Raw genomic sequence first — 26,770 nt, 5'->3', positions numbered from 1 at the left:
CGCTGCACCCCCACCCCGGCTCACTGTCTTCGCTTCGCTGCGGCAGCGAGCCGACCCTCCCCACAAGGAGGAGGGTGAGGCTGCGCCGCCGGCGCCAGACAGGATCGAGACGAAATTAGCCAATACCGCCATTCTACTGCCCCAGCCGTTCGAGCAGGATCGGCACGTGCACCTGGTCGGATTTGTAGTTGCCGGTCAGCATGTACATCATGATGTTGACGCCGGCGCGCAGCGCATAGATGCGCTGCATCGGATCCGATGGCACGGTCGGCAAAAGCGGGTCACCATTCTCGTCGACGGCCCAGGCGCCGGCAAAATCATTGGCGGTGATCAGGATCGGCGAGACGCCGTCGCCGACGCGTACCGGCCGATTCTCGGCATTGCTGGCCTCCAGCGAGGCTTCCACCCAGAGCGGGCTGCCGGAGAAGCGGCCGGGAAATTCGGGCAGGATGAAGAAGGATTTGGTCAGCACATGGTCGGCGGGCACCGGCTCCAGCGGCGGCACGTTGAGATTGCCGAGAATGTCGCGCAACCGTTCCGTCGCCGGGCTCGCCGAATCCGCACCGATGCCGTTGGCGAACTGGTCGCGCGTGTCGAACAGCACCGTGCCGCCCTGCTGCATATAGGCGTCGATGCGGGCGATCGCGGCTTGGCTCGGCATCGGCGCGGAAGGATCGATCGGCCAGTAGATCAGCGGATAGAAGGAAAGCTCGTCCTTCGAGATATCGACGCCCGCCGGCGCGCCCGGCTCGAGCGCGGTCTTCTCGATCAGGAAGCGGGTCAGGCCTTCGAGCCCGGCGCGGCTGATCGAATCGTCACCGGGCACACCGGTCAGCACATAGGCGATGCGGGTCTTGGCAATATCCTCGATAGCCGCGGCATCGCCGGGCTTGGCATCGTCGGCGCGGGCGAGGTCGGCATGGCCAAACAGCATGCCGAGGCCAAGCAGCAGCGCAGCCGTCGTTGCCGCAGCCGAGCGGGCGCGGCGCGGCCGGCGCGACATCAGCCCGCCCATCCAGAACACCGCCAGCGTGTCGAGTAGCATAAGCACAAGTGCCGCTGTGACCAGCGATCCCTTGAGGTCGCGCGATTCATCGAAAGCGTACTGGATATTGGTCACCGGCACTGTGAATTGCGGGCGCACCAGCGGCGCGAAGGCGGTGGCCGGGTCGAGCAGATTGTGGGCGAAAACGCCGGTTTCCGAGCCATAGAGGCCGGGCGGGTTCTCGAACGTCACCGGCAGCGAGCCGGCGCCGGGGACCAGCGGTCGTGCGTCCGGCGTCGGCGGCACCAAAGTGCCGTCGGCGGCTATCATGCGATAAGGCGCCAGCGACGTAGCAGCGGCTTCGGCGTTGGCGACCGCCGCACCCTGGTTGCGCGACAGCTGCACGATGCGCCGCAGCATCTCGACGAAGCTGCCGGAGATCGGCAGCGTCGACCATGTCGCTTCCGGGGTGATGTGGAACAGAACCAGCGTGCCCTTGCCCTTCTTCAACCCGGTCACCAGCGGGGTGCCATCGGCAAGGGTTGCCCAGGTGCGTTCGACGATGTCCGGGGTCGGTTCGGCCAACACCTGCCGGCTCACCGTGACCTCGGCCGGCGGTGCGAGGTCGGCGAACGGGCCGTTCTTCGGGAATTCGGTCACCGCTTGCGGCGTTGTCCATGACAGCGCGCCGCCAAGCGAGCGCTCGCCGGTGCGCAGCCTGACCGGCAACAGATCATCGTCATTGCCGGCGGCGGCCAGCCGCGAACCGGCAAAGCGCACCAGCGTGCCGCCATTGTCGACCCAGTCGACCAGCCGCTGATGGACCTGCGGCGGAATGGTACCGATATCGGCCATGACGATCATCGCCGGCTTCTGGTCGAGAAGCTGCGGGATGGCGTCGGCGAGATCGACGCTCGACGGTTCGACCAGATCGGCGAAAGGCTGCAGCGCGCGCCTGATGTAATAGAGCGGCGACAGAAGCGGCTGCGCCTGGTCGGCCTCGGCCTGCGATAAAAGTCCGACGCGGCGGCGCTTGGAGCTTTCGTCGAGCACGCGCACCGCACCTGCCTGGCGTTCGCCGTCGAGCGCGATCGAGGCGAAGTCGTTGCGCAGTTCGAACGGCACCGCCATCGTGCCGGTGGCGGTGGTCTCACCCGGCGCGAAGGTCAGCGTCGCGTCGGCGATGCGGCGGCCCTTGTCGTCGAAGGCGCCGGCTGTGACTTGTGCCGGCGCCGGATCGCCGGGCGCGCGAATGGCGGTCAGGGCGAAGCCGTCGACCTCGTTCTCGGCGCCGGTGAGCCCAGTCAGCGCCAGCCGGTCGGAATTGGCCCAGACGACACGGGCGGCATTTTTCGACAGCAGTGTGTTGAAGGCGGCCTCGTCGCCCTTTGCCGCAAGGCCGTCGGCGAGAACGGCAACGCTGGCGCCGAGCAAGGCTTCCAGCACGCCGGCGACGCGGGCATAGACAGCGGGTCGGTCGGTCGGGATCGGCCTCGGCTTGGCGGCGCGCAGCCGGTCGAGGGCAGCCGCCGCATCGAAGGGGCCGATCTCGGCGTTCGGCTTTTCGGCGGTGAAGGCGATGACGACCGGTACGCCGTTCGAACCGGCATCGGCGATCAGCCGCTGGGCGGTGGCGACGCGCTTGCCCCAGTCGGCGGCACTCGCCCAGTCATTGTCGATGACCAGCGCCAGGGCGGCGCCCTCGGCCGGCAATTTTTCGCGCGGATTGAAGACGGGTTCGGCCAAAGCGGCGACGACAAGGGCTGCCATCAGCAGCCGCAGCAGCGTCAGCCACCACGGGCTCTGCTGCGGCGTTTCCTCGCGCTTCAGCACGCGAGCGAGGATCTTCAGCGGCGGAAAGATTTCGGACTGCGGCTTGGGCGGCGTGAGCCTGAGCAGCCACCAGATCACCGGCAGCGCCAGCAGGCCCCACAACACGATGGGAGCGCCAAAGGAGAGCGGCAGCCAGCTCATGCGCCGGCCCTTCCCACGAATGCGCCATCGGCGGTCATCGCCATGTGGATGCGCACCAGCGCCTCGGAAGCGAGGCGGTCGGTGTGGTTGACGGTATAGCTCCAGCCGAGGCGCTTGCACCAGCTGGCCAGCTCCTGGCGGCGGGCGGTGTAGAGCAGGCGATATTCGTCGCCGAGCATTTCGGCGCGGCCGGCGGTCAGCTTGTCGCCGGTCTCGGGATCGGTGAATTCGGTGCGGCCGGCATAGGGAAAGGTCTCCTCCGCCGGATCGGCAACCTCGATCAGATGCGCACGCACGCCATGCCGCGCCAGCACATCGAGCCATTCCATGGTCTCCTCGACCGGGTCGAGGAAATCGCTGACGACGACGATGTCGCAGAAGCGGCGGACGGCGGACAGGTCAGGCTTTGCCGGCGGGTCGGCGGCGTGCATCAATTGCGCCGCGATGCGCTCGGCGCCGTTGCGGGCGGTGAACGGATCGGTCAGGCCGGGCCACGCGATGCGCTCGCCGCTGCGAGATAGCAATTCGGCCATGGCCAGTGCCAGCACCAGCGCGCGCGATTCCTTGGAAACGCTGGCGCCAGTCGATTTGTAGAGCATGGAGGGCGATGGGTCGGCCCAAAGCCACACCGTGTGGGCTGCTTCCCATTCGCGGTCGCGCACATAGGTGTGGTCGTCCCGGGCCGAACGGCGCCAGTCGATGCGCGAGGAATCGCCTTCGACATAGGGGCGGAACTGCCAGAAATTCTCGCCGATGCCGCGCTTGCGGCGGCCATGCCAGCCGGCAATTACCGTATTGACGATACGGCGTGCCTCGACCAGCAGGTCCGGCACCAGCGAAGCCCGCAACCGGCCCCTGGCGAGCGCGTCGCGCGTCGCTGCCGGTGCCTGGACTTCGCCGATACGCGCCATCAGATTCCTTTGGCCAGTTTCGCTACCACGTCGCGCACGGTCGTGCCCTCGGCGCGGGCGGCAAAGGTCAGCGCCATGCGGTGCTGCAGCACCGGTTCGGCCAGCGCGCGGATGTCGTCCACCGACGGCGCCAGCCGCCCGTCATAAAGCGCGCGCGCACGGGCGCACAGCGTCAGCGCCTGGCTGGCGCGCGGGCCGGGACCCCAGGCGACATGCTTGTCGGTCTCGGCATTGCCCTGGCCGGGACGCGCCGAACGCACCAGTTTGAGGATGGCGTCGACGACGGTTTCGGGCACCGGCATACGGCGGATCAGCGTCTGGATTTCCCTCAGCCGCGCCGGCTGCAGCACGTTTTGCGCCTTGGCGTCCTCGATGCCGGTGGTTTCGAGCAGGATGCGCCGCTCGGCCTCGATTTCGGGATAAAGGATGTCGACCTGCATCAGGAAGCGGTCGAGCTGCGCTTCGGGCAGGGGATAGGTGCCTTCCTGCTCCAGCGGGTTTTGCGTCGCCAGTACATGGAAGGGCGCGGGCAGGTCGTGGCGAATGCCGGCGATGGTGACGTGATATTCCTGCATCGCCTGCAGCAGCGCCGACTGGGTGCGCGGCGAGGCGCGGTTGATCTCGTCGGCCATCAGCAATTGCGCGAAGATCGGGCCGGAGATGAAGCGGAAGGAGCGCTTGCCGGCCTCGTCCTGTTCCATCACCTCTGAGCCGAGAATGTCCGACGGCATCAGGTCGGGTGTGAACTGGATGCGGCGCGAATCGAGGCCGAGCACGACACCGAGCGTTTCGACCAGCTTGGTCTTGGCAAGGCCGGGCACGCCGACCAGCAGCGCATGGCCGCCGGCAAGCAGCGCCACCAGCGTGCGCTCGACCACCACTTCCTGGCCGAAAATGACGCGGCCGACGCCGTCGCGCACCCTGGAAATATCGGCCAGCGCCGTCTCGGCCTGGGCGATCATGTCCTTTTCGCTGATTGGGCTTTCCTTTACCATTACGCTCATGCCGCATCGATCCTTGTGCTGGAAGTACCGGCTTGCACTGTAGTGCCTTAGAATGCCGCGATTCGGCTTCGCCTGGCGCCTACGAATGAATTTAAATCACAGACTTAGGCTGACAAGCGGAACAACAGTGACTATTTCGTGACCATGACGGAACGCTCCGAACATCGCGAACACAGCCTTGCTGCCGCAACCGAGGCGCGCGGTCTCGAAGCGTTGATCTCGCGTGCGGCTCGCGCCGGCAAGGGCGCGGCGCCGGTGGAGCGCTGGAATCCCGACTTCTGCGGCGATCTCGACATGGAGATCAAACAGGACGGAACGTGGTTCTATCTCGGTACGCCGATCGGCCGCATGCCGCTGGTGCAGCTGTTTTCCAGCGTGCTGCGCAAGGACGAGGATGGCAGGACCTATCTGGTGACGCCGGTCGAACGGGTCGGCATCCGCGTCGTGGACGCGCCTTTCATCGCGGTTGAAATGGATGTTTCCGGCGCCGGCGCCGAGCAGACCATCACTTTCCGCACCAATGTCGGCGATGTCGTCGAGGCCGGGCCTGGCCATCCGCTGCGCTTCGTCGACGAGAACGAGACCGGCGGCCTGAAACCCTATGTGCTGGTGCGCGGGAGGCTGGAAGCGCTGGTGGCGCGGCCGGTGATGTACGAACTGGTCGAGCATGGCGAGGAGATCGATATCGGCGGCAAGACGATGTTTGCCGTGCGCTCGAAAGGCGAAATCTATCCGATCATGCCGGCGGAAAAACTGAAGCGGCTGAGCGCATGATGGATCAGGTGAGGCCGCCGCCGTTTTCCACAGCGGATTTTCGCGCGCGGGTTGCGGCGCAAGCTGAAGCCCATGCCGGCGACGATTATGGCGATCATCGCTTCAACCCCGGCCATCCACGGTTGACGCAGCTCAAAGCGCTGCGCGACGCCGCGGTGCTGATCCCGGTCGTCGATCATGGACGCGACGCGACCGTGCTTTTGACGAAGCGGGCGGAAAAACTGCGCAGCCATTCCGGGCAGGTGGCTTTTCCCGGCGGCACCATTGATCCCACCGATGCGACCCCGGAAGCAGCGGCCTTGCGCGAAACCTTCGAGGAGATCGGGCTCGGCCAGGACCGCATCGAGATCATCGGCCGCATGCCCGATTATGTCGCCGGCAGCGGCTATCGCATCGCGCCGGTGCTGGCGATCGTCGAGCCCGGTTTTACGCTGTCGCTCAATTCCGACGAGGTCGACGCCGCCTTCGAAGTGCCGCTTTCGTTCCTGATGGATCCGGCCAACCACACCAGGGACAGCCGCATGTGGAACGACCTGGAATGGTTCTTCTACGATATGCCCTATGGCGGCCAGCGCATCTGGGGCGTCACCGCCGGCATCATCCGCACGCTCTATGAAAGGCTCTATGCTTGAGTGATCCGATATCGCTGGCGGGCAGAGCCGACTGGCTGGGTGAAAAGCATCTGCAGCGGCTGCTTGCCGTGCTGGCGCAGGGCGGCGAGGAAGCCCGCATCGCGGGCGGCGCGGTGCGCAATGCGCTGATTGGGCAGCTGGTCGCCGATATCGACCTTGCTACCACTTGCCTGCCCGAGGAAACCGTTCGCCGCGCCGAGGCGGCGGGCTTCAAGGCGGTGCCGACCGGCATCGAGCACGGCACGATCACGGTGATTGCCGGCGGCGCGCCCTATGAGGTCACCACGCTGCGCGCCGACATCGAGACCGATGGCCGCCGCGCCAAAGTGTCGTTCGGCCGCGACTGGAAGGCCGACGCCGAACGGCGCGATTTCACCATCAACGCGCTCTATGCGGAGGCTGACGGGACGGTCGTGGACCTGGTCGGCGGCGTCGGCGATATCGAGGCACGAAGGCTGCGCTTCATTGGCGATGCCGAGCAGCGGATCCGCGAAGACTATCTGCGCATCCTGCGTTTCTTCCGCTTTTTCGCCTGGTATGGCGAGGGTCGGCCCGATGCCGAGGGATTGAAGGCCTGCGCCCGGCTCAAGGACGGTCTCGCCCATCTCTCGGCCGAACGCATCTGGTCCGAGCTGAAGAAGTTGTTATCGGCCCCAGATCCGTCGCGCGCCTTGCTGTGGATGCGCCAGGCCGGCGTGCTCACCAGCGCCCTGCCGGAAAGCGAGAAATGGGGCATCGATGCCATTCATGGGCTGACCAAGACAGAGAAGGATCTGGGCTGGGCGCCGGACCCGCTGCTCAGGCTGGAGGCGATCGTGCCGCCCGATGCGGCGCGGATGAAGACAGTGGCCGAGCGGCTGAAACTTTCGACCACTGAGGCGGAGCGCCTGCGCCACTGGGCGCTGACGGCTGCCGTCGAGCCCAAGACAAGCGAAGCGGAACTGGCCAAGAAACTCTATTCCGGCGAGCGCCAGGGTTTTCTCGATCGCCTGCGGCTGTCGCTGGCGTCGGCGCGAGCGCGGGCTCTCGAGGACAATGACGCGCTGGTTCAGGCCGGCGGGTTTTCGCGCCTGCTCGCTTTTGCGCTGAAATGGGAAAAACCGGTGTTCCCAGTCAAGGGCGGCGATCTGACGGCGCTTGGCGCGTCGCCGGGGCCAATACTCGGTGCGATCCTGAAAAACCTGGAAAAGGAATGGATCGGGTCCGGCTTTGCGCTCGATCGCGACGCGCTGCTGGAGCGCGCCGCGGAAGCCTTGAAGGCCAGATAGGACTGCTCAGGCCGCGTCGCGAACTTTCTCGATGCGCGAGCGGATCGCCTCGATCATCGTCTCGCGAATGACCGTTTCGCCATGTGTCTCGCGCATATGGTCCACGGCGCGGCGCATGACCTCGGCTTCCTCACCGGCACGCGTGTGCCACTCACAGCCGGGAACCAGCGAGCCGCAATGGAATTCCTTCATGGGATTTTCTCCTTTCCTCCTTGGAGCCTGTGTCTCTCATGGGCACACGAAGCTCCGCCATCTCTGTTCCGCGCCCTGTCACAGCAGTCGGTTTCGGGGGCACGCACGGGGGAGCTAGCATAACACGGTTCGACCATTTTGGTTGCCGTGGGTGCGAAAAAGGCGGAGCAGCGCTGCTCCGCCCCTCTTGCCGGGCTAAGCCAAGGCGAGAACGTTCGGTCTTGTCCCGGTCACTTCTCGATCTTGACGGACTCGGCAACCTTGTTCTTGCCGCTCATGTCCCAGGAAACGCGGACCTTTTCGCCGGCCTTCAAGCCTGGATCCTTGAAGGTCTGGGGCAGCGTGAAGGTGGATCCATCGTCCAGAACAAGGCTCATGGCCGTGCCATCATAGGTCTTGACCGTACCGGTGGTGTGCTTGACGGCGGCAAAGGCGACCGAACCGGAAGCGAGAAGGGCAGCGGCGGCTGCCGAAACAATGAGCTTTCGCATGTAATACTCCTGGAAATGCGGGCATCCGTTTGGAAAATGCTCCGCCTTGTTCAGGGCCGTCCGGTAGCGTCGTGTCGCGGTTCGGGACTGAACCGCCGGCGCTTCCCGGCCCGAAACGACAAATAGTCTTTTTATTTCAATTGCCTATTAGACGAAAAAGATAATGGCGATGCCACATTGGCTGCCCAGATTCGGCGAATGGGACGTCAATGCGGCTCACGTTGCGCTCACCGATAGTTTACGGCCACCTGACCTCCGGCGGCAGGCTGGACAGGATCGAGGCGACATTGCCCCCGGTCTTCAGGCCGAAAATGGTGCCGCGATCGTGAAGCAAGTTGAATTCTGCGTAACGGCCGCGGCGAATGAGCTGCTCGTCGCGGTCGTCGTCGGTCCAGTTCTCGTTGAAATGGGCGCGAACCAGGTGGCCGTAGACGACAAGGAAAGAACGCCCGACATCCTGGACGAAGTTCAAATCGGCATTCCAGCCGCCTTTCTCCTCCCCCGAATGCAGCCAGTCGAAAAAGATGCCGCCGACGCCGCGCGGCTCGTGGCGGTGCGGCAGATAGAAATACTCGTCGCACCAGGCCTTGAACTTCGGGTGGTCGGCGACACCGGCATTCTTCTCGCAGGCGAACTGCATGGCGCGGTGGAAGGCGATGGTATCGGGGTCGTCTTCGGTGCGATGGCGATCAAGCACCGGTGTCAGGTCAGCGCCGCCGCCAAACCAGTGGCGCGACGTCACGACCATGCGGGTGTTCATGTGCACGGCCGGCACGTTGGGGTTCCAGGGATGCGCAATCAGCGAAATGCCTGATGCCCAGAAGCTCGGGTCTTCCTCGGCGCCGGGCATCTGCTTCCTGAATTCGGGCGAGAATTCGCCATAGACGGTCGAAGTATGGACGCCGACCTTCTCGAAGACGCGGCCCCGCATCATAGACATGGTGCCGCCGCCGCCCTTTCCATTGTCGCGTTCCCACGGCGTCTTTTCGAAGCGGCCGGGCGACCATTCGGCCAGTGGTCCCTGCAGTTCCTGTTCGATCTGCTCGAAGGTTGTGCAAACGCGCTCACGCAGCGTCTCGAACCAGAGCCTGGCCTTCATCTTCTTCTGTTCGATGTCGGCTGGCAGGCCTGCCGGTATTTCTGGTCGTTCCAAAATGCTGTCTCCGGTCGCAGCCGACAAAGGACCTAGTGGAGTGAATTTGACATTTGCAGACAGCGTGGCGCAGGGCACGACGCAAATGTCAAATTCGAAAACTCTGCTAGAAACATAAACTTGCTAGTGGTCCTTGTGATTCCAACATTCGCAACGGCGCCTGGGGATTAGGGAGGCGAATGTTGGAATCGGACCACTAGCCTTTTCCGGGCGCGATCCCTAATCTCTTAGGGGCAAGGGTCAAGTGTCATCTGGTTCGGCCCAGGAGTTCTTTCATGCGCACGCCGGCAAGACCGCCGCTGCATGGCCTGAAGAAAAGGCTCGATCGTTCACGCGCCGAGCGCGAGCGCATGCCGCGTGACGGGTTTTTGCGGGAGACCTTTGTCTTGCCGCGCCCCGATGCGCGGCTCAAAGCCAAGGAATGGTTCGAACGCTTTCCCAAGCAGGCCTACTGGACCGAGATCGAAAGCTGGTTCGAACGGCCGGGCGATGTCATAGAATTCACCATACGGCGGCTGCCGGCGGCGGATTAGGATCCCACCAGCAGTCGCCTTGCGCCCGGCCCTTGCGCACTCAAGCGATCTTCCCTGTTTCGCAGCGGGCATTTGTCGATCGACATGCAGCCGCAGCCGATGCAGTCGGTCAGGCCGTCGCGCAGCTTCTTTAGCTGAGTGATCTTGCGATCGAGGTCGTCGCGCCAGCCGGTCGACAACAGGTTCCAGTCCTCGCGCGTCGGGGTGCGGCCTTCTGGGAGCGATTCAAGTGCGGCGCCGATCTCGGCCAGCGAAATGCCGACCTCCTGGGCGATCCGGATGATCGCCACCCGCCGCAGCACGTCGCGGCCATAGCGCCGCTGGTTGCCCGACGTGCGGTGGCTGCGGATCAGCCCGCGCGCCTCGTAGAAATGCAGCGCCGACACCGCCACGCCGCTGCGCATCGCCACCTGGCCGACCGTCAATTCCTTTACCGGAGCCATCTCGATTTTCCGCTTGACCTCAACTTAAGTTGAGCTTGTAGCCAGGAAACGTCGATAGGCCAACTGAGGAGAAGGCGATGTGCGCCTGGGTGAGAATGATGCAAGACGCAACGGCCGTTGGCGATGACGACAACGCGCTGAAGGTCTAGCCGAGCTGCCGGATGGCTTCACCGGCGACCATGGCGACGGACAGCGCGACGTTGATGCTGCGCGTGCCCGGCTGCATCGGGATCGTCAGCCGCTCATCCGCCGCCTGATGGACAGGATCCGGCACCCCAGCGGATTCGCGGCCGAACAGCAGGATGTCGCCTTGGGCGAAGCTGAAGCCCGCATAGGGGGTCGCGGCTTTGGTGGTGAGCAGCACCAGCCGGCAGGCTTCGCCCTTGCGCCAATCCTCGAAGGCGTTCCAGTCGACATGGCGGGTCAGGGCAGCCATTTCGAGGTAGTCCATCCCGGCGCGCTTGAGCGCTTTGTCGGAGAGCGGAAACCCGGCTGGTTCGATGATGTCGACGCCAAGGCCGAGGCAGGCGGCGAAGCGCAGGATAGTTCCGGTGTTGCCGGAGATGTCAGGCTGGTAGAGGGCGATGCGGAGACGGTGGTTCATTTCCGCGTCTTTCTAATAAGTGGCAGATCGGCCACAGCGGGTGGCTGGTTTTGGAAATTGCTGGACCTGCGGGTGGCCATTTTCTGCGAAGTCGATTATACCGCACGCATTGTCAACCCGAACCGATGGAGGGGTATTTCATGATGACCATGCACATCCAGCGCCCCTCCCGTGGGCTTACCTGCCTGCTGGCGGTTTCGGTACGACGATTTACCTGATTTCTTGGATCTGATCGCACCGATTCCCGCCGAAGCCAATTTTCGGCTCTCGAAGGAATCCTGCGATGTTTTTCAACCGGTTAAAGGGGCCAAGCGCCCCAGCTGAGCATGTCGCGACCGAGGCCTATCCTCGTGTCTCGACGGATACAATCCGTGCCTCCGGCCGAACGCCGGCGCACGACATTGCTTCGCCTTTTTATGTCTATTTTCACACGGAGGACGGACCGATGTTCGATCCCTATAAGATACCGGGTTCAAGAAGCCTGCACGAACGCAAGACGGCGACCTGGGCGTTGCTGGTCGGCGAGACCTATTCGTCGGCGGTTCACGCCCAGACGCGCCGGCGTCCGCATCGCGGCATGTTGCCGGATGTCGATTTCTCGCGTGCGGTTCCCGACCACAGCCGGCCGTCGCTGGTGCGCCGGATCATCCGGCTGATCCGGCCGGGCGCGAAAAACCGGACTGGCGGCGGCGTGCCGTCAGCTCAGTCGAAGGCTTCTGTCGGTGAAAAGCCCGCAAGTCCCTATATTGCGCGAAGCAGGACCGATGGCCCGGGTGATTCCGGGCCGTCGGTCCCCGCCGACGTACGGTCTGGGGACGCGGAGCGCCCCGGGGATTTTTCCCGCGCCGCATGAGCGGACAAAAGTTTTGTGAGCATCACTATGTTTAGCTGGTTTGAAAGAAGGCTCGATCCGTTCCCCGCAGCGGAACCGGTCGAGCCGCCGAAGACGCTGGTTGCCTTCTGCGTGCATTATACCCGCGGCGCCTGGCCATACATCATCCTCGACGCGGTGCTGGTGACGGCGATTGCCATCGCGGAAGTGTGGATGTTCGGCTTCATGGGCCACATCGTCGACTGGCTGTCCGGGCAGAACCGCGAAACCTTCCTGCAGACCGAGAGCTGGAAGCTCGCCGGCATGGCCTTCGTCGTGCTGTTCGCGCTGCCAGGTACAGTATGGCTGCATTCTTTGCTCAACCAGCAGACGCTGATGGGCAACTACCCCATGCGCATCCGATGGCAGGTGCATCGTTATCTCTTGAAGCAGTCGATGAGCTTCTACCAGGACGAATTCGCCGGCCGCATCGCCACCAAGCTGATGCAGACGGCACTCGCCGTGCGCGAATGCGTCATCAAGGTGATTGAGGTGCTCAATTACGTAATCGTCTATTTCCTCGGCATGCTGTTCATCGTCGGCTCGGCCGATTTGCGGCTGGCGGCACCTCTCGGCGTCTGGCTGCTCGGCTATATCGGGTTGTTGCGCTATATCATCCCGAAGCTGGGCAAGGTCGGGGAGGCGCAGGCCAATGCGCGCTCGACTATGACCGGCCGCGTCGTTGACAGCTACACCAACATCCAGACGGTCAAGTTGTTTTCCCATGCACGGCGCGAAGCAACGTTCGCGAGAGAAGGCATGGCAGGCTTCCTTGACACGGTCTACCGGTCGATGCGGCTGGTGACGGTGCTTTACGGCCTGCTCTATATCCTCAACGCGCTGCTCCTGTTTTCGGTGACGGCGACGGCGCTGTGGCTGTGGCTCGGCCAGGCGGTGACGATCGGCGCCGTCGCCGTGGTCATCGGCCTCGTGCTCCGTATGTGGGGCATGTCGCAGTGGATCATGTGGGAAATGTCGAGCCTGTTCGAAAACATCGGCACGGTGCAAGACGGCATCGCCTCGATCTCGCTGCCGCGCCTGGTCGAAGACCGGCCGGGGGCGAAGGACATTGCCGTCACCAAGGGCGAGATCCGCTTCGACGACATTCGTTTCCACTATGGCAAGCAGAAGGGCGTCATCGAGAACCTGTCGCTGACGGTGAAGCCCGGCGAGAAAGTCGGCATTGTCGGGCGCTCGGGTGCGGGCAAGTCGACGCTGGTCAATCTCCTGTTGCGGTTCTACGACCTCGAAAACGGCCGGATTCTGATCGATGACCAGGAGATCGCCTCGGTGACGCAGGATTCGCTGCGCGCGCAGATCGGCATGGTGACGCAGGACACCTCGCTGCTGCATCGTTCTGTGCGCGACAATATCCTTTACGGGCGGCCCGATGCGACGGAGGAAATGCTTGTCGAGGCAGCCGGGCGGGCCGAGGCGCTGGAGTTTATCGGCAGGCTTTCGGATCACACAGGACGTAAAGGGCTCGACGCTCATGTCGGCGACCGCGGCGTCAAATTGTCCGGCGGCCAGCGGCAACGCATCGCCATTGCTCGCGTTATGTTGAAGGACGCACCGATACTTATCCTTGACGAAGCGACGTCGGCGCTGGATTCCGAAGCCGAGGCCGCCATCCAGGAGAATCTCTACAAGCTCATGCAAGGCAAGACCGTCATCGCCATTGCGCACCGGCTGTCGACCATCGCGGCAATGGACAGGCTCGTCGTCCTCGACAAGGGCCGTGTCATCGAGGAGGGGTCGCACGAGGAACTCGTCGCCAGCGGCGGGCTCTACGCGCAGCTCTGGCAGCGCCAGTCGGGCGGGTTCCTGCTCGACGACGGTCCGGTCGATGCCGCCAATGACGCTGTTGCCAACGACATCGGCGTGAAGGGTGAAGCCGCAGAGTGATGACGTCAGCATGATGACAGCCGTCTATCGCTGGTTCGAGAACTGGGTCTATCCGTTCAGGGAGCCGGCGGACCTTCGGCCGCAGTCAAGCGTCGGCGGCTTCCTCTGGCACTATGTCGGCCAGGCGAAGTTCGCCTTCTTCGCCATGCTTGTCATCGGCGGCATCGCGCCGCTGATCGAGGCCGGGCTTTTCTACTTCGTCGGGCGGCTGGTCGATATTCTCGACCAGCTTCCTGGCGAGCGCAGCTGGCACGCGCTGTGGACCGCCGCCGGTCCTGAACTGGTGTTCATGATCGTCGTGGTGGCGGTCATCCGCACCGTCGTCGTCGGCCTGTCGGCGCTGGTCAACGAACAGACGATCACGCCGGGCTTCTACAATCTGGTGCGCTGGCAGGCGCACCGGCACGTATCGCGCCAGTCCTACACCTTCTTCCAGAACGATTTCGCCGGCCGTATCGCGACAAAAGTCTGGCAGGCGGGGCAGGCGACCGGCGACCTGATGGAGAGCTTCATCGAGGTCATCTGGTTCATGCTCATCTATACGGTGACGACCTTGGCGCTGGTCGCCGGGCTGGATCTGCGCCTGGCCGTGCTGGTGGTGATCTGGATCCTCGCGTTCGCCTGGCTGGCCAAGCTCTATCTGCCCTCGATCCGCAGGCATGCCGAGGCCACGGCTGAAGCTGGCTCGATGATCAATGGGCGCATCATCGATTCCTATTCCAACGTGCAGACGCTGAAGCTATTCTCGGCCGACGGCGACGACCGCTACATCAAGAACGGCTTCGACATCTATCTCGATGCACTACGGCCCTTCACCCGCCGGCTGACCGGCGTGCGCATGGCGCTGACGACGCTGTCGGGCATCATGATCACCGCGATTGGCTGCTTTGCCGTCTATCTCTGGGTCGAAGGGTCGATCACCGTCGGCGCCGTCGCGTTCACGCTGTCGCTGGTCTTGCGGCTCAACATGCTGCTCGGGCGCGTGATGATGCAGCTCAACGGCATATTGCGAAATCTCGGCGTCCTGGAAAACTCCAAGGCGCTGATCTCGCAGCCGCTTGGCCTTGTCGATGCGCCGGATGCGAAAGAGCTTGTCGTCGCCGGCGGCCGCATCGAGGTGAAGAATGTCGAGTTCCACTACGGCAAGGGTTTTGGCGTGCTGAATGGCATCGACCTTGTGGTCAAGCCTGGCGAGAAGGTCGGGCTGGTCGGGCCGTCGGGCGCGGGCAAGACGACGCTCGCCAACCTCATCCTGCGCCTCTACGACCTCGAGAGCGGCAAAATCCTGATCGACGGGCAAGACGTCGCCGAGGTGACGCAGAACTCACTGCGCGCCAATATCGGTGTGGTCAGCCAGGACACGGCGCTGTTCCACCGCTCGCTGCGCGACAACATCAAGCTCGGCATGCCGGACGCGACCGAGGCCGAGGTGATCGCGGCGGCGAAGAAGGCCGAGGCGCACGAGTTCATATTGGGCCTGCGCGACAACCGGGACCGTACCGGCTACGAGGCTTTTGTCGGCGAGCGCGGCGTGAAACTGTCGGGCGGCCAGCGCCAGCGCGTCGCGATCGCCCGCGTCTTCCTCAAGGATGCGCCGATCCTGATCCTCGACGAGGCGACCTCGGCGCTCGATTCCGACATCGAGGCGGCGATCCAGGAGAATCTGGCCAGGCTGATGGAGAACAAGACGGTCATCGCCATAGCGCACCGGCTGTCGACCATCGCCGCGCTCGACCGTCTTGTGGTGCTGGACGGAGGCCGCATCGTCGAACAGGGCACGCATGACGAGCTGGTGGCGCTCGACGGGCTCTATGCGCGGCTGTGGAAGCGGCAGTCCGGCGGCTTCCTCTACCACGAGGAAAGCGTGCTGGAAGAGACACGGCCGGCGGAGTAGGGCATGGCAGCGTCGCCTGATATCGGCTACGTCCTCAAGCGGCTGCGGCCAACCGCGCCGGCCTTCGATGCGCTGAAGGAGGAGAGCCGGCTGGAAGGCTACTGGATGCTGGTGCGGCTGGCGGATGGCTGGGCGGGCGCCGCAACAAGTTCCTGAAACGAGGCGAGGCGCTGTTTGGTGCATGGCATGGCCGAGAACTCGCTGGTGTGTGCGGGTTGAACATCGATCCTTATTTCGAAGGCAGGGACCACGGCCGGGTCAGGCACCTGTTCGTCAGCGCGCGTCATCGCCGCAGCGGCATTGGCCGCATGCTGGTCGAGACCGTCATTGACAGGGCACGTCAGCATTTTGCCGTGCTGAACACCCGCGCGCCACAAGAAGCCTTTGGGTTCTATGAACGGCTTGGTTTCCAGCCGGTGGTGAGCGAAGAATTCGTCACGCACCGCATGATGCTCTCTCAAGACAGAAAAGGAGGCTGAGATGTCACTGCGTCCGCCATCCCTAGGCGCCTCGGCTGCCGAAGCCGCGTTCGACGCCCTCGGCCATGAGATACTGGCTGAAAAGGCCGCAGCGCTCGGCCGTGCCGGCCAACGGGTCGAGGAAACGCTGGCCAAGCTCCGTCAGAACAACGGCGACGAGGAGCAGCGACCGCGGCTGCTCAAGGAGGCTGCCGCGGCGGTGCACGCCTATTTCATCCAGCGTGAACTCTGCGGCCTGCGCCGGCATGAGTCGGCCATCCGCGAATACGATATCCCAAGGGCCGTGCTGGTCAGGCTCGGTGCAAGCTAGAGGTCACCAGCCGGCAACAATCATTCCAGCCATTCGGTGATGAAGCTGCCGTTTTCGTGGATGTCGGTCGTTTCGAGCGGGCCTGGGCCAAGATTGGTGAATTTGTGCGGCGTATCGGGCGGCACGATCAGGATCTGGCCGGCCGTGGCCTCTATCTGCTGGTCGCCGATCGTGAACAGGCCGGTGCCTTGCCGGATGATGAAGATTTCACAATAGGGATGCGTGTGCAGGCGCGGGCCGCCGCCAATCTCTTCCTGATAGTTGAAAATCAGGCAGGAGTTGGAGTCGTAGGCGCCGCATTGCAGTTCGCCCTGCCAGCGGCCGGGCGTCCTGGTCCAGGTCTCGCGGTCGATAATATGTGCCATGCCGGCGAGACTAGATCACGGCAACCTGTCCTGTCGAGAGAGGCGGGGAGCCTCGGATTTGCTGATATTTCCCTGTTGTTTAGCCGCCTTTGCCGACCTTTGGGCATCTGGCCAACTGACGCGCTGTTCTGTCCCCGCGACAATCTGCCCTTGTGGCTTCAGCCCGCTGGACAAAAACGGGCTTCACGCATAAACCGAAATCCAAATGCCGGAGGAATTCGCTAGCTTGTTCGCCATGCGCTGTCGGGCCGGCGCGATGGAGCGGGGACAAAGCTCGGCCGCCGGCTCGGAAGAGGCGAAAGGATCAGGCACCCGTGAGCGCAACCGACACCCAGGATCCCAACCGTCGTGATTTTCTCTACGTCGCCACCGGCATGGCCGCAGTGGTTGGCGCAGGCGCCGTTGCCTGGCCCTTCATCGACCAGATGCGCCCCGATGCCTCGACGCTGGCGCTGGCCTCGGTCGAGGTCGACGTCGCCTCGCTGACGCCTGGCATGTCGCTGATCGTCAAATGGCGCGGCAAGCCGGTCGTGGTGCGCAACCGCACCGAGCAGGAGATGAAGGACGGCGAGGCCGTGAACCTTGCCGACCTCAAGGATCCTATTGCCCGCAACGCCAATCTGCCCGCCGATGCGCCGGCGACCGACGCCAACCGCACCACGCCCGGCAAGGAAGCCTGGATGGTGATGGTGCAGGTTTGCACGCATCTGGGGTGCATTCCGCTTGGCCAGGAAGGCGATTTCGGCGGCTGGTTCTGCCCGTGCCACGGTTCGGTGTACGATACCGCCGGCCGCATCCGCAAAGGCCCGGCGCCGGAAAATATGGCCGTGCCGGTATTCAAGTTCATTTCCGATACCAAAATCCTTATTGGTTGAGGCAGGGGATAATTCGATGAGCGAGGGACACTCGACCTATACGCCCAAGACCGGTATCGAACGCTGGTTCGACGCCCGCATGCCGCTGCCGCGCATGGTCTATGACAGCTTCATCGCTTATCCGGTGCCGCGCAACCTCAACTATGCGTGGACCTTCGGCGGCATCCTCACGATCATGCTGGTGGCGCAGATCCTGACCGGTATCGTGCTCGCCATGCACTATACCGCCGACACCAATCTCGCCTTCAATTCGGTCGAGAAGATCATGCGCGACGTCAATTCCGGTTGGCTGTTGCGCTACATGCATTCCAACGGCGCCTCGTTCTTCTTCGTCGCCGTCTACATCCACATCTTCCGCGGGCTTTATTACGGCTCCTACAAGGCGCCGCGCGAGCTGCTGTGGATCCTCGGCTGCATCATCTATCTGCTGATGATGGCGACCGGCTTCATGGGCTATGTGCTGCCCTGGGGTCAGATGAGCTTCTGGGGCGCCACCGTCATCACCGGCTTCTTCAGCGCCATTCCGCTGGTCGGAAACTGGATCCAGGAACTGCTGCTCGGCGGTTTCGCCGTCGACAACCCGACGCTCAACCGCTTCTTTGCGCTGCACTATTTGCTGCCGTTCATGATTGCCGGCGTCGTCGTGCTGCACGTCTGGGCGCTGCACGTGGTCGGCCAGTCGAACCCGACCGGCATCGAGGTGAAATCGAAGACCGACACCGTTGCCTTTACGCCCTATGCGACCATCAAGGATGCATTCGGCATGATCGTGTTCCTGTTCTTCTTCGCCTATTTCGTCTTCTACCTGCCGAACTTTCTCGGCCATCCGGACAATTACACGATCGCCAACCCGCTGAAGACGCCGGCCCACATCGTGCCGGAATGGTACTTCCTGCCGTTCTACGCGATCCTGCGCGCCATCACTTTCAACATCGGGCCGATCAACTCCAAGCTCGGCGGCGTGCTGTGCATGTTCGGCGCCATCGTCATGCTGTTCCTGGTGCCGTGGCTCGACACCTCCAAGGTGCGCTCGGCGGTCTACCGGCCCTGGTACAAGCTGTTCTTCTGGCTGTTCGTCGCCGACGCTGTCCTGCTTGGCTGGCTTGGCTCGCAGCCGGCGGAAGGCGGCGGTCTGTTGACCCTCCTGATAGGTGAGGTCTCGGGCAACTACGTTGGCTACGCTCAAGCGGCGACACTGTTCTACTTCGCCTTCTTCCTCGTCATCCTGCCGGTGCTTGGCCTGATCGAGACGCCACGCAGACTGCCGAATTCGATCACCGAGGCGGTGCTGGAGAAGAACAAGGGTGCCGGAGGGGGACATCCGGCCGGTGCGACCGCGGCGCCGGAAACCAAAGGCTGAGTGAGAATCTAAGGGGATTTGGCATGAAAAAGATTCTCACCTCGCTCGCCCTGCTAGGCGTGTTTGCCGCTGGCATCGGAGCCGTCGGCAGTGTGGCGATCGCCGCTGAAGAGGCGCACAACGCGGCGGCACCGACGCATTTCCCGATCCACGAGCCGAAGGAGATGGACTGGACTTTTGCCGGTCCGTTCGGCACCTACGACAAGGCGCAGCTGCAGCGTGGCTTGAAGGTCTACAAGGAAGTTTGCTCGGCCTGCCACTCGATGAATCTGGTGGCGTTCCGCACGCTGGAGGACCTCGGCTATTCGGAAGCGCAGATCAAGTCCCTGTCGGCCGAGTACACCATCCATGATGGACCCAACGATGCCGGCGACATGTTCGACCGGCCGGGCAAGCCGTCAGACCATTTCCCGGCGCCGTTCGCCAATGAGGAGGCGGCTGCCGCTTCCAACGGCGGCGCTGCCCCACCGGATATGTCGCTGCTGGCCAAGGCGCGCGGCGTCGAGCGCGGCTTCCCGCGCTTCGTCTTCGACATCTTCACGCAATATGCGCAGGGCGGCCCGGACTACATCCATTCGCTGCTGACCGGCTACGACGAGACGCCACCTGCCGGCATGGTGATCCCCGAAGGCACCCACTACAATCCATACTTCATGTCCGGCGTGTCGCTGAAGATGCCCAAGCCGCTCTCTGACGGCCAGGTCACCTACGATGACGGTTCGCCGCAGACGATCGACCAGTATTCGCGCGACGTCTCGGCGTTCCTGATGTGGGCGGCCGAGCCGCACATGGAAGACCGCAAGAAGACCGGCTTCCGCGTGCTGGTGTTTCTGCTTCTGTTCGGGGCGCTGATGTATCTGACCAAGCGCAAGGTGTGGGAAGGCGTGGCGCACTAAGCAGCATCTTATTCCTCGGAAATGGAAAGGGCGTCTTCGGACGCCCTTTTTGCTTGCCAAACCGGACATGGTTCGCGTCTTGGCACAGCAGCCGTCCAGTAAGAAGTCCGTTGGCACGGCGCCATGCGATTGGTATTGCACGTGCGCCCGGCGGATCGCCGGCTAGAGGGGCATTTGGATCGATGATGCGGCTACGCGACTGTCACAACTTTTCCGATTTCCGGCGCATGGCCCAGCAGCGGTTGCCGGGCCCAATCTTCAACTACATCGATGGCGCGGCCGACGACGAGGTCACCTATCGCCGCAACACCGAGAGTTTCGAGCGCTGCGACCTCGTTCCCAACGTGCTGCGCGGGGTAAGCGAGATCGACATGTCGGTGACGGTGATGGGCCAGAAGCTGGCCATGCCCGTCTATTGCTCGCCGACCGCCTTGCAGCGGCTGTTCCATCATCAAGGCGAGCGCGCGGTGGCCAAGGCTTCGGCCAAATTCGGCACGATGTTCGGCGTGTCCTCGCTCGGCACTGTCAGTCTTGAGGAAGCGCGCAAGATCAGCAGCAGCCCGCAGGTCTACCAATTCTATTTCCACCGGGATCGCGGCCTCAACCGGGCGATGATGCAGCGGGCGAAAGCGGTTGGAGTCGAAGTGATGATGCTGACCGTCGACAGCATCACCGGAGGCAACCGCGAGCGCGACAAGCGCACCGGCTTTGCCATCCCCTTCAAGCTCAACCTTGCCGGCATGCTGCAGTTCGCGCTGAAGCCGGGCTGGGCGATCAACTATTTCACCCATGAGGGGTTCAAGCTGCCGCAGCTCGACGAGCATGTCGACATGGGCGGCGGCACGATGTCGATCAGCCGCTACTTCACCGAGATGCTCGATCCGTCGATGACCTGGGACGATGTTGCCGAGATGGTCAGACTGTGGGGAGGTCCGTTCTGCCTCAAGGGCGTCATGTCGGTGGAGGATGCCAAGCGCGCCGTCGAGATCGGCTGCAGCGGCATTGTGCTGTCCAACCATGGCGGCCGGCAGCTGGACGGCTCGCGGGCGGCGTTCGACCAACTGGCCGAGATCGTCGATGCCGTCGGCGACAGAATAGACGTCATCATGGATGGCGGCGTGCAGCGCGGCACCCATGTGCTGAAGGCGCTGTCGCTCGGCGCCAAGGCTGTTGGCGTCGGCCGCTACTATCTGTTCCCCTTGGCGGCGGCCGGACAGCCGGGCGTCGAGCGGGCGCTGGAGCAGATGCGGGTCGAGATCGAGCGCGGCATGAAGCTGATGGGCTGCAGTTCGATCGAACAATTGTCGCGCAACAACCTCCGTTTCAGGTAATCTCGACCCATGAAATCCTCGCTCGAAGACACGCTGCTCGCCGCGATCCGCACCATTCCGGACTACCCCAAGCCCGGCATCCTGTTTCGCGACATCACCACTTTGCTCGGCAATGCGCGCGCCTTCCGCCGCGCCATCGACGAGCTGGTGCATCCCTATGCCGGGCAGAAGATCGACAAGATCGCCGGCATCGAGGCACGCGGCTTCATCCTCGGCGGTGCGGTCGCGCACCAGCTTTCGGCCGGTTTCGTGCCGATCCGGAAGAAGGGCAAGCTGCCTTACGAGACGGTACGCGTCGCCTACAGCCTGGAGTACGGGCTGGACGAGATGGAGATGCACAAGGACGGCGTTGCGCCGGGCGAGAAGGTGATCCTGGTTGACGACCTGATCGCGACCGGCGGCACGGCGGAGGCGGCGGTCAAGCTGCTAAGGCAGATCGGCGCCGATATTCTTGCCGCGTGCTTCGTCATCGACCTGCCGGATCTCGGCGGACGGGCGAAGCTCGAAGCGCTGGGCGTGCCGGTGCGGACGTTGATCGGGTTTGAGGGGATTAGTGAATAGTGAATAGTGAATGTCAGCGTTCAATGACAGGCGCTAGGCTTACTCACACACTCTGATATTGAATACTCACTACTCACTATTCACTACCCAGCCTTCACCAGCACGGCGCTGTCGAACTCCAGCACCTTGTCGCCTGCCGAATCGGAACCTTCCGAGCGCAGCGCCAGCAGGCGCCAGCCGGGGCGGGTGGCAAGCGGGCGGTGGGACAGGGCCGTGCGCATGAAGGTGACGGTTTCTCCGGCATAGACCGGCTTTGGCCATTTCAGGTTCCTGAAGCCGGGGGAGGGGCCGAATTCTGGTACCGGGCCGGGTCCGGTCCATTGAGAAGCGTCCATAGGATTTTTGAGATTGAGCTTCATCCAGGTGGCCGCGGTGTGCCAGCCTGAGGCGCAGAGGCGGCCGAACACGCTTTTCTTCGCCGCCTCCTCGTCGACATGAAAGACCTGTGGATCGTATTTGCAGGCGAACGCCTTGATCGCCTCGGTTTCGAATGTGTGCGAACCGAGGTTGATGGTTTCGCCGATGCGGAAGAACGCGTCGAGGCTCATGCGCCGGCCTCGCGGGTCAAGAACATGACAGTGTTCTCAAGTTCGAAGACGCTTTCACCGCGCTGGTTGAACAGTTCGCTGCGCAAGGTGACGAGGCCGAGCTGAGGCCTGGATTTCGACAGGCGCCTGGCAAGCACGCTGGTGCTGCCGGCCAGTGTGTCGCCGGCCAGCACCGGCTTCTTCCATTTGACCTGGTCGATGCCGGGCGCGCCTTGCGCGGTCGAGTCGAGCAGGAAGGCGTCGCACAGCATGCGCATGAAGATCGCGCAGGTGTGCCAGCCGGAGGCGGCCAAGCCGCCAAGGATGCTGGCCTTGCCGGCGGCTTCGTCGAGATGCATCGGCTGCGGGTCGAATTCGGTGGCGAATTCGATGATTTCGGCCGCACTCACCTGCTTGGCGCCGAGGTCGATCGATGCGCCCTCGGTGAAATCCTCGTAGGCCCAGCTTTTTGCGGTCATGATCCCAATCCGGTTGTACGATCACCGGGCATCCGGATGCCGTCCGGGCGGCGTTTGGTCAAGCGAATTCTATTGGGCCTACAACCAGCCGCGGCGGCGGAAATACCAGAACGGCAGGATCGCCGACAGGATCATCAGGCCGATGGCGAAGGGATAGCCGAGCTCCCATTTCAGCTCCGGGATGACGTCGAAATTCATGCCGTAGATCGAAGCCACCAGCGTCGGCGGCAGGAAGATGACGGCGGCGACCGAGAAGATCTTGATTATGGCGTTCTGCTCGATCGAGATCATGCCGAGCGTCGCGTCGAGCAGGAACGAGATCTTCTGCGACAGGAAGGTGGCGTGGTCGGCGAGCGACAGCACGTCGCGCGATACTGTCTTGATGCGGGCGCGGACGTCCTTGCTCATCTTGATCTGGGTCGCGACATGGGCAAGGAAGCCGGTGAGGCGCTGCAGCGAGATAAGGCTGTCGCGGATCGAGGAGGCAATGTCCTCCTTGCGGCCGATGGCCTTGAGCAGTTCCTGGAAGTCGCGATTGCGCTTGTTCACCTTAGTCGACCGCGCTTCGAAGATATCGCGCGAGATCGTCTCGATGTCACGGCCGGCGCGTTCGAGAATATCGGCTAGGCGATCGACGATCGCCTCCAGCAGGCCGATCAGGATGGTGTTGCCGGTGGTGCAGCCTGTCGCCACCTTCTCGGCGCGCAGGGGAAAGGTCTTGAACGCCTTCGGCTCATGATAGCGGATGGTGACCAGTCTCGGGCCGGCAAGCACAAAGGTAACCGGTGACATCAAGGGATCATCGATTTCGGTCTGCGCCGGCAAGGTGGCGGTCATGAAGTAGGCGCCGTCCTCGATGTAGAGGCGGCTCGAAATCTCGATCTCCTCCATCTCCTCGCGCGTCGGGATGGCAACGCCGAGCCAGGTCTCGATCGTCGCTTCTTCTTCCTTGGTCGGGTTGAGAAGGTCGGCCCAGACGACCTGATCGCCATTGGCCACGAGATCGTCGGCGAGGCGCAGGCGATCATTGTCGACGACGAAGGCCTTGATCATCGCCGGTCTCCGTTGGTTGAGCCCAAGGTTTCGTTTAATAGCGATGGGTCTTGCACGCGCCGCCGTTCCCACGGGGATGGCCAAGTCGCATGCAAACGGCCATAGACCCGGTGCCAAGGGCAGTCAAGCGAAGCGGCATGCCGGCTCCTCCACTTGACGAAGCCGTGATCGGTCGCCGTCAGCGCGCCAGCCGCGGCGCCTCAGGTGTTGAACTTGAACAGCAGGACATCGCCATCCTGGACGACATATTCCTTGCCTTCGTCGCGCGCCTTGCCGGCTTCCTTGGCCGCCACTTCGCCGCCCAGTGTGACGTAGTCGTTATAGGCGATGGTCTGGGCGCGGATGAAGCCGCGCTCGAAATCGGTGTGGATGACGCCGGCCGCCTGCGGGGCCTTGTCGCCCTTGTGGATCGTCCAGGCGCGGGTCTCCTTCGGCCCGGCGGTGAAATAGGTGATGAGATGCAACAGATCGTAGCCGGCGCGGATGACCTTGTTGAGGCCAGGTTCGTCGAGGCCGAGCGAGGACAGGAACTCCATCTCTTCCTCGTCGGAGAGCTGGGCGACTTCGGCTTCGATCGCGGCTGAGATCACCACGGTGCCGGCGCCCTGCGCGGTCGCCATCTTTTCCACGGCCCTGGTGTGCTCGTTGCCGGTGGCGGCGTCGGCTTCGGCGACGTTGCATACATAGAGCACGGGGTGCGAGGTCAAGAGGTTCAGTCCCTGCAGGATGCGCAGGTCTTCCGCTGAAATGCCGTTGAGCAGGATGCGGGTCGGCTTGCCGGCCTGGAGGAGCTCGAGTGCGGCCTCCATCATCGGCAGCACGGTGGTTGCTTCCTTGTCCTTGCTGCCGGCGCGCTTGCGGATCTGCACGATGCGGCGCTCGAGGCTGTCGAGGTCGGCGAGCATCAGCTCGGTCTCGACCGTATCGGCGTCGGCGACAGGGTCGATCTTGCCCTCGACATGGGTGATGTCGTCATCCTCGAAACAGCGCAGCACATGCACGATGGCGTCGACCTCACGGATGTTGGCGAGGAACTGGTTGCCCAGCCCTTCGCCCTTGGAGGCGCCGCGCACCAGGCCGGCGATGTCGACGAAGGAGATGCGGGTCGGGATGATCTCCTTAGACTTGGCGATTGCGGCGATCTTCTGCAGCCGCGGATCAGGCACCGCCACCTCGCCGGTGTTCGGTTCGATGGTGCAGAACGGATAGTTGGCGGCCTGCGCCGCCGCCGTCCTGGTCAATGCGTTGAAAAGCGTCGACTTGCCGACGTTGGGCAAGCCAACGATGCCGCATTTGAAACCCATGTGTCCGGTCCTATCGGGAAACTAGAAATTTGATGAGGGCTATGGGCGATAGGGGTGAGCAACGTCAAGCCCCGCAGTCCCGATCCTATCGACGCTCAGTCCTTCTTGCCGAACAGTTTCTTCAGCATGGCGGCCATAGGGCCGCTTTCCGGCAGCTTGGCCGGCGCCTGCTGTGGCCGTGCCTGGCGGATGTGGCTCTGGGCTTTCGGGCTCTGCGTGTTCGGCGCCTTGGGCGGCGGGCGGTCGTCGTCGCTGGTCGGCACGAGCTTGTCGCGAAGCGCCAGCGTGATGCGGTTCATGAAGGAACTGTCTTCGCCCTTGGCCAGCAGTCCGGCATCGTCGGCGATGGTGTCGAGCAGCACGTCCAGCCACCCGCGGTCGGCCTTGGCGAAGTCGCCTAGGACATGGCCGTGCACCATTTCCGGGACACCGGGGTGGCCGACGCCGATGCGCACGCGGCGAAAATTCTTGCCGACATGCTGGTCGAGCGAGCGGATGCCGTTGTGGCCGCCGGCGCCGCCGCCGACCTTGACCCGCAATTTGCCGGCCGGCAGGTCGATCTCGTCGTAGAAGACGGTCAGCGCCTCGGGGCCGAGCTTGTAGAAGCGCAAGGCTTCGCCGACCGGCTGTCCCGACAGGTTCATGAAGGTCTGCGGTTTGATCAGGAGAATCTTCTCGCCGGCAATCGTGCCTTCGGCGATCAGGCCCTGGAACTTCTTCGACCAGGGCGAAAAGGAATGGCGGCGGGCAATTGCGTCCGCCGCCATGAAGCCGACATTGTGCCGGTTATCAGCGTATTTCGCGCCCGGATTGCCGAGGCCTGCAAAGACAAGCATCGTGCGCTCCGGGCTCGAAAATTACTTCTCTTCGGCAGCAGGAGCCGCCGCTTCGGGGGCTGCCGCTTCCGCCGTCTCTTCCGTCTCCGGCTTCATCGCCGAGGAGCCGGCAATGGTCGCGATGGTGAAGTCGCGATCGGAGATCACCGGCTTGACGCCGGCCGGCAATGTAACCGCCGAGATGTGGATCGAATCGCCAATGTCGGCGCCGGTGAGATCGACGGTGATGAATTCCGGGATCGCATTGGCCGGGCAGTGGAACTCGACTTCGTGACGCACGATGTTGAGCACGCCGCCGCGTTTGATGCCGGGCGACTTGTCTTCATTGATGAAGTGCACGGGCACGTCGACGTTGACCTCGGTGTCCTTGCCGATGCGCAGGAAGTCGACATGGACCGGGAAATCCTTGACCGGGTCGAGCTGGAAATCCTTGGGCAGAACCTGGATTTTCTTGCCGTCGACATCGATCGTGGCGATCGTGGTCAAAAACCCGCCGCCATGGATCTTGTAGAAGACGTCCTTGTAGTTCAGCGCAATCGCCAGGGGAGGCTGTCTGTCGCCGTAGATAACTGCAGGCACTTTACCGTTGCGGCGAACTGCACGGGCGGACCCCTTACCGACCTGTTCGCGCGCTTCGGCCTTGAGCTCGTAAGTATCGTGGCTCATGGCATTTCCTTTCGCGTTTTATGGAGCGTTTGCGGTGGCAGTGTGCCTGGACCGTAAACGTCGAAAGCCGCCAGGCCTGGATGTCCGAATGCCA

30 protein-coding genes are annotated in these 26,770 nt (G+C 63.4%); 15 read left to right on the top strand and 15 right to left on the bottom strand.

Annotated elements, in window-relative coordinates; translation table 11 throughout:
- Positions 1-133: 133 nt before the first annotated feature.
- Genes X730_RS163075 through X730_RS163085 form a run of 3 tightly spaced genes read right to left on the bottom strand, consistent with a single transcriptional unit; the run spans position 134 to position 4,874 of the window.
- Entirely contained in the window at positions 134-2,959 is a 2,826-nt protein-coding gene (locus X730_RS163075; RefSeq protein ID WP_023825366.1) for a DUF4159 domain-containing protein, read from the bottom strand.
- Positions 2,956-3,870, bottom strand: coding sequence for a DUF58 domain-containing protein (locus X730_RS163080; protein WP_023823398.1), 915 nt, complete (start codon positions 3,868-3,870; stop codon positions 2,956-2,958). The genes X730_RS163075 and X730_RS163080 overlap by 4 nt, the downstream gene beginning before the upstream one ends.
- Positions 3,870-4,874, bottom strand: coding sequence for a MoxR family ATPase (locus tag X730_RS163085; RefSeq protein WP_023754586.1), 1,005 nt, complete (start codon positions 4,872-4,874; stop codon positions 3,870-3,872). Before X730_RS163085 ends, X730_RS163080 begins: the two co-directional genes overlap by 1 nt.
- A 144-nt stretch (positions 4,875-5,018) precedes the next feature.
- Between X730_RS163085 and X730_RS163090 the strand changes: the two genes are divergently transcribed.
- From X730_RS163090 to X730_RS163100, 3 genes are read left to right on the top strand one after another with little or no spacing between them, the layout of a single operon-like run.
- Positions 5,019-5,648 (top strand): DUF1285 domain-containing protein, encoded by a 630-nt coding sequence (locus tag X730_RS163090; protein ID WP_023670010.1) that lies wholly within the window; start codon positions 5,019-5,021, stop codon positions 5,646-5,648.
- On the top strand, positions 5,648-6,280 hold the full coding sequence (locus tag X730_RS163095) for a CoA pyrophosphatase (RefSeq protein ID WP_023724971.1): 633 nt from the start codon (positions 5,648-5,650) through the stop codon (positions 6,278-6,280). The genes X730_RS163090 and X730_RS163095 overlap by 1 nt, the downstream gene beginning before the upstream one ends.
- The gene (locus X730_RS163100) at positions 6,277-7,548 is read left to right on the top strand and encodes a CCA tRNA nucleotidyltransferase (RefSeq protein WP_031196468.1); all 1,272 of its coding nucleotides are present in this window, start codon (positions 6,277-6,279) and stop codon (positions 7,546-7,548) included. Before X730_RS163095 ends, X730_RS163100 begins: the two co-directional genes overlap by 4 nt.
- Positions 7,549-7,554: 6 nt before the next feature.
- Here X730_RS163100 and X730_RS163105 read toward each other — a convergent pair whose 3' ends face one another.
- From X730_RS163105 to hemF, 3 genes are all read right to left on the bottom strand, one after another.
- Complete coding sequence (locus X730_RS163105; RefSeq protein WP_023670013.1) at positions 7,555-7,740, bottom strand: DUF1059 domain-containing protein; 186 nt, start codon at positions 7,738-7,740, stop codon at positions 7,555-7,557.
- Positions 7,741-7,970: 230 nt separating this feature from the next.
- Positions 7,971-8,231 (bottom strand): DUF1344 domain-containing protein, encoded by a 261-nt coding sequence (locus X730_RS163110; RefSeq protein ID WP_023754584.1) that lies wholly within the window; start codon positions 8,229-8,231, stop codon positions 7,971-7,973.
- 238 nt (positions 8,232-8,469) lie between these two features.
- On the bottom strand, positions 8,470-9,384 hold the full coding sequence (hemF, locus tag X730_RS163115) for an oxygen-dependent coproporphyrinogen oxidase (RefSeq protein WP_023754583.1): 915 nt from the start codon (positions 9,382-9,384) through the stop codon (positions 8,470-8,472).
- Positions 9,385-9,659: 275 nt separating this feature from the next.
- Here hemF and X730_RS163120 point away from each other — a divergent pair, with 275 nt between their 5' ends.
- Positions 9,660-9,917, top strand: coding sequence for a hypothetical protein (locus X730_RS163120; protein ID WP_023683688.1), 258 nt, complete (start codon positions 9,660-9,662; stop codon positions 9,915-9,917).
- On the opposite strand, the gene soxR is transcribed toward X730_RS163120, so the two are convergent.
- Together soxR and X730_RS163130 are read right to left on the bottom strand one after the other, a co-directional pair.
- The gene (soxR, locus tag X730_RS163125; protein WP_023683689.1) at positions 9,914-10,360 is read right to left on the bottom strand and encodes a redox-sensitive transcriptional activator SoxR; all 447 of its coding nucleotides are present in this window, start codon (positions 10,358-10,360) and stop codon (positions 9,914-9,916) included. The genes X730_RS163120 and soxR overlap by 4 nt on opposite strands.
- 145 nt (positions 10,361-10,505) lie before the next feature.
- Positions 10,506-10,964: a tRNA (cytidine(34)-2'-O)-methyltransferase gene (locus X730_RS163130; RefSeq protein WP_023754582.1), complete on the bottom strand. Its 459-nt coding sequence runs from the start codon at positions 10,962-10,964 to the stop codon at positions 10,506-10,508.
- Between the two features lie 445 nt (positions 10,965-11,409).
- Here X730_RS163130 and X730_RS0132950 point away from each other — a divergent pair, with 445 nt between their 5' ends.
- The 6 genes from X730_RS0132950 to X730_RS163145 are packed head-to-tail and all read left to right on the top strand — an operon-like array spanning position 11,410 to position 16,423.
- Positions 11,410-11,817 (top strand): hypothetical protein, encoded by a 408-nt coding sequence (locus X730_RS0132950; protein ID WP_023670019.1) that lies wholly within the window; start codon positions 11,410-11,412, stop codon positions 11,815-11,817.
- A gap of 27 nt (positions 11,818-11,844) precedes the next feature.
- Positions 11,845-13,740: an ABC transporter ATP-binding protein gene (locus X730_RS163135; protein ID WP_023825365.1), complete on the top strand. Its 1,896-nt coding sequence runs from the start codon at positions 11,845-11,847 to the stop codon at positions 13,738-13,740.
- 10 nt (positions 13,741-13,750) lie between these two features.
- On the top strand, positions 13,751-15,634 hold the full coding sequence (locus X730_RS163140; RefSeq protein WP_023728258.1) for an ABC transporter ATP-binding protein: 1,884 nt from the start codon (positions 13,751-13,753) through the stop codon (positions 15,632-15,634).
- Between the two features lie 3 nt (positions 15,635-15,637).
- On the top strand, positions 15,638-15,790 hold the full coding sequence (locus tag X730_RS1000000168440) for a hypothetical protein (protein WP_245261279.1): 153 nt from the start codon (positions 15,638-15,640) through the stop codon (positions 15,788-15,790).
- Between the two features lie 50 nt (positions 15,791-15,840).
- Positions 15,841-16,113 carry a GNAT family N-acetyltransferase gene (locus tag X730_RS1000000168435; RefSeq protein WP_348528058.1) on the top strand — a complete coding sequence of 91 codons (273 nt, stop codon included), beginning with the start codon at positions 15,841-15,843 and terminating at the stop codon, positions 16,111-16,113.
- A gap of 1 nt (position 16,114) precedes the next feature.
- Positions 16,115-16,423: a DUF6665 family protein gene (locus tag X730_RS163145; protein WP_023670023.1), complete on the top strand. Its 309-nt coding sequence runs from the start codon at positions 16,115-16,117 to the stop codon at positions 16,421-16,423.
- A 20-nt stretch (positions 16,424-16,443) separates the two neighbouring features.
- Here the strand turns inward: X730_RS163145 and X730_RS163150 are convergent, their stop codons facing one another.
- Complete coding sequence (locus X730_RS163150; protein ID WP_023683696.1) at positions 16,444-16,788, bottom strand: cupin domain-containing protein; 345 nt, start codon at positions 16,786-16,788, stop codon at positions 16,444-16,446.
- A 314-nt stretch (positions 16,789-17,102) separates the two neighbouring features.
- Here X730_RS163150 and petA point away from each other — a divergent pair, with 314 nt between their 5' ends.
- From petA to X730_RS163175, 5 genes are all read left to right on the top strand, one after another.
- The gene (gene petA, locus X730_RS163155; protein ID WP_023670027.1) at positions 17,103-17,663 is read left to right on the top strand and encodes a ubiquinol-cytochrome c reductase iron-sulfur subunit; all 561 of its coding nucleotides are present in this window, start codon (positions 17,103-17,105) and stop codon (positions 17,661-17,663) included.
- A gap of 16 nt (positions 17,664-17,679) precedes the next feature.
- The gene (locus tag X730_RS163160) at positions 17,680-19,023 is read left to right on the top strand and encodes a cytochrome b N-terminal domain-containing protein (protein ID WP_023670028.1); all 1,344 of its coding nucleotides are present in this window, start codon (positions 17,680-17,682) and stop codon (positions 19,021-19,023) included.
- A gap of 23 nt (positions 19,024-19,046) precedes the next feature.
- The gene (locus X730_RS163165; protein ID WP_023670029.1) at positions 19,047-19,919 is read left to right on the top strand and encodes a cytochrome c1; all 873 of its coding nucleotides are present in this window, start codon (positions 19,047-19,049) and stop codon (positions 19,917-19,919) included.
- Between the two features lie 185 nt (positions 19,920-20,104).
- Complete coding sequence (locus X730_RS163170) at positions 20,105-21,250, top strand: alpha-hydroxy acid oxidase (RefSeq protein WP_023691587.1); 1,146 nt, start codon at positions 20,105-20,107, stop codon at positions 21,248-21,250.
- A 9-nt stretch (positions 21,251-21,259) separates the two neighbouring features.
- Entirely contained in the window at positions 21,260-21,811 is a 552-nt protein-coding gene (locus X730_RS163175) for an adenine phosphoribosyltransferase (protein ID WP_023825364.1), read from the top strand.
- Positions 21,812-21,894: 83 nt separating this feature from the next.
- Here X730_RS163175 and X730_RS163180 read toward each other — a convergent pair whose 3' ends face one another.
- The 6 genes from X730_RS163180 to X730_RS163205 all read right to left on the bottom strand — a co-directional run bounded on the left by X730_RS163180 (position 21,895) and on the right by X730_RS163205 (position 26,676).
- Entirely contained in the window at positions 21,895-22,359 is a 465-nt protein-coding gene (locus X730_RS163180; RefSeq protein WP_023749786.1) for a MaoC family dehydratase, read from the bottom strand.
- Positions 22,356-22,817 (bottom strand): MaoC family dehydratase, encoded by a 462-nt coding sequence (locus X730_RS163185; protein ID WP_023670033.1) that lies wholly within the window; start codon positions 22,815-22,817, stop codon positions 22,356-22,358. The genes X730_RS163180 and X730_RS163185 overlap by 4 nt, the downstream gene beginning before the upstream one ends.
- A 78-nt stretch (positions 22,818-22,895) precedes the next feature.
- Entirely contained in the window at positions 22,896-23,870 is a 975-nt protein-coding gene (gene corA / locus X730_RS163190; RefSeq protein ID WP_023741062.1) for a magnesium/cobalt transporter CorA, read from the bottom strand.
- A gap of 200 nt (positions 23,871-24,070) precedes the next feature.
- Positions 24,071-25,174: a redox-regulated ATPase YchF gene (gene ychF / locus X730_RS163195; protein ID WP_023686133.1), complete on the bottom strand. Its 1,104-nt coding sequence runs from the start codon at positions 25,172-25,174 to the stop codon at positions 24,071-24,073.
- A 95-nt stretch (positions 25,175-25,269) separates the two neighbouring features.
- Complete coding sequence (gene pth, locus X730_RS163200; RefSeq protein WP_023741063.1) at positions 25,270-26,010, bottom strand: aminoacyl-tRNA hydrolase; 741 nt, start codon at positions 26,008-26,010, stop codon at positions 25,270-25,272.
- 21 nt (positions 26,011-26,031) lie between these two features.
- The gene (locus tag X730_RS163205) at positions 26,032-26,676 is read right to left on the bottom strand and encodes a 50S ribosomal protein L25/general stress protein Ctc (protein WP_023686131.1); all 645 of its coding nucleotides are present in this window, start codon (positions 26,674-26,676) and stop codon (positions 26,032-26,034) included.
- Positions 26,677-26,770 lie beyond the last annotated feature (94 nt).

The organism is Mesorhizobium sp. L103C131B0, from assembly GCF_000502275.1.
Classification (GTDB): domain Bacteria; phylum Pseudomonadota; class Alphaproteobacteria; order Rhizobiales; family Rhizobiaceae; genus Mesorhizobium.
Note: the sequence above shows the minus strand (reverse complement) of the source record. Positions and strands in the feature narration are given on the sequence as shown.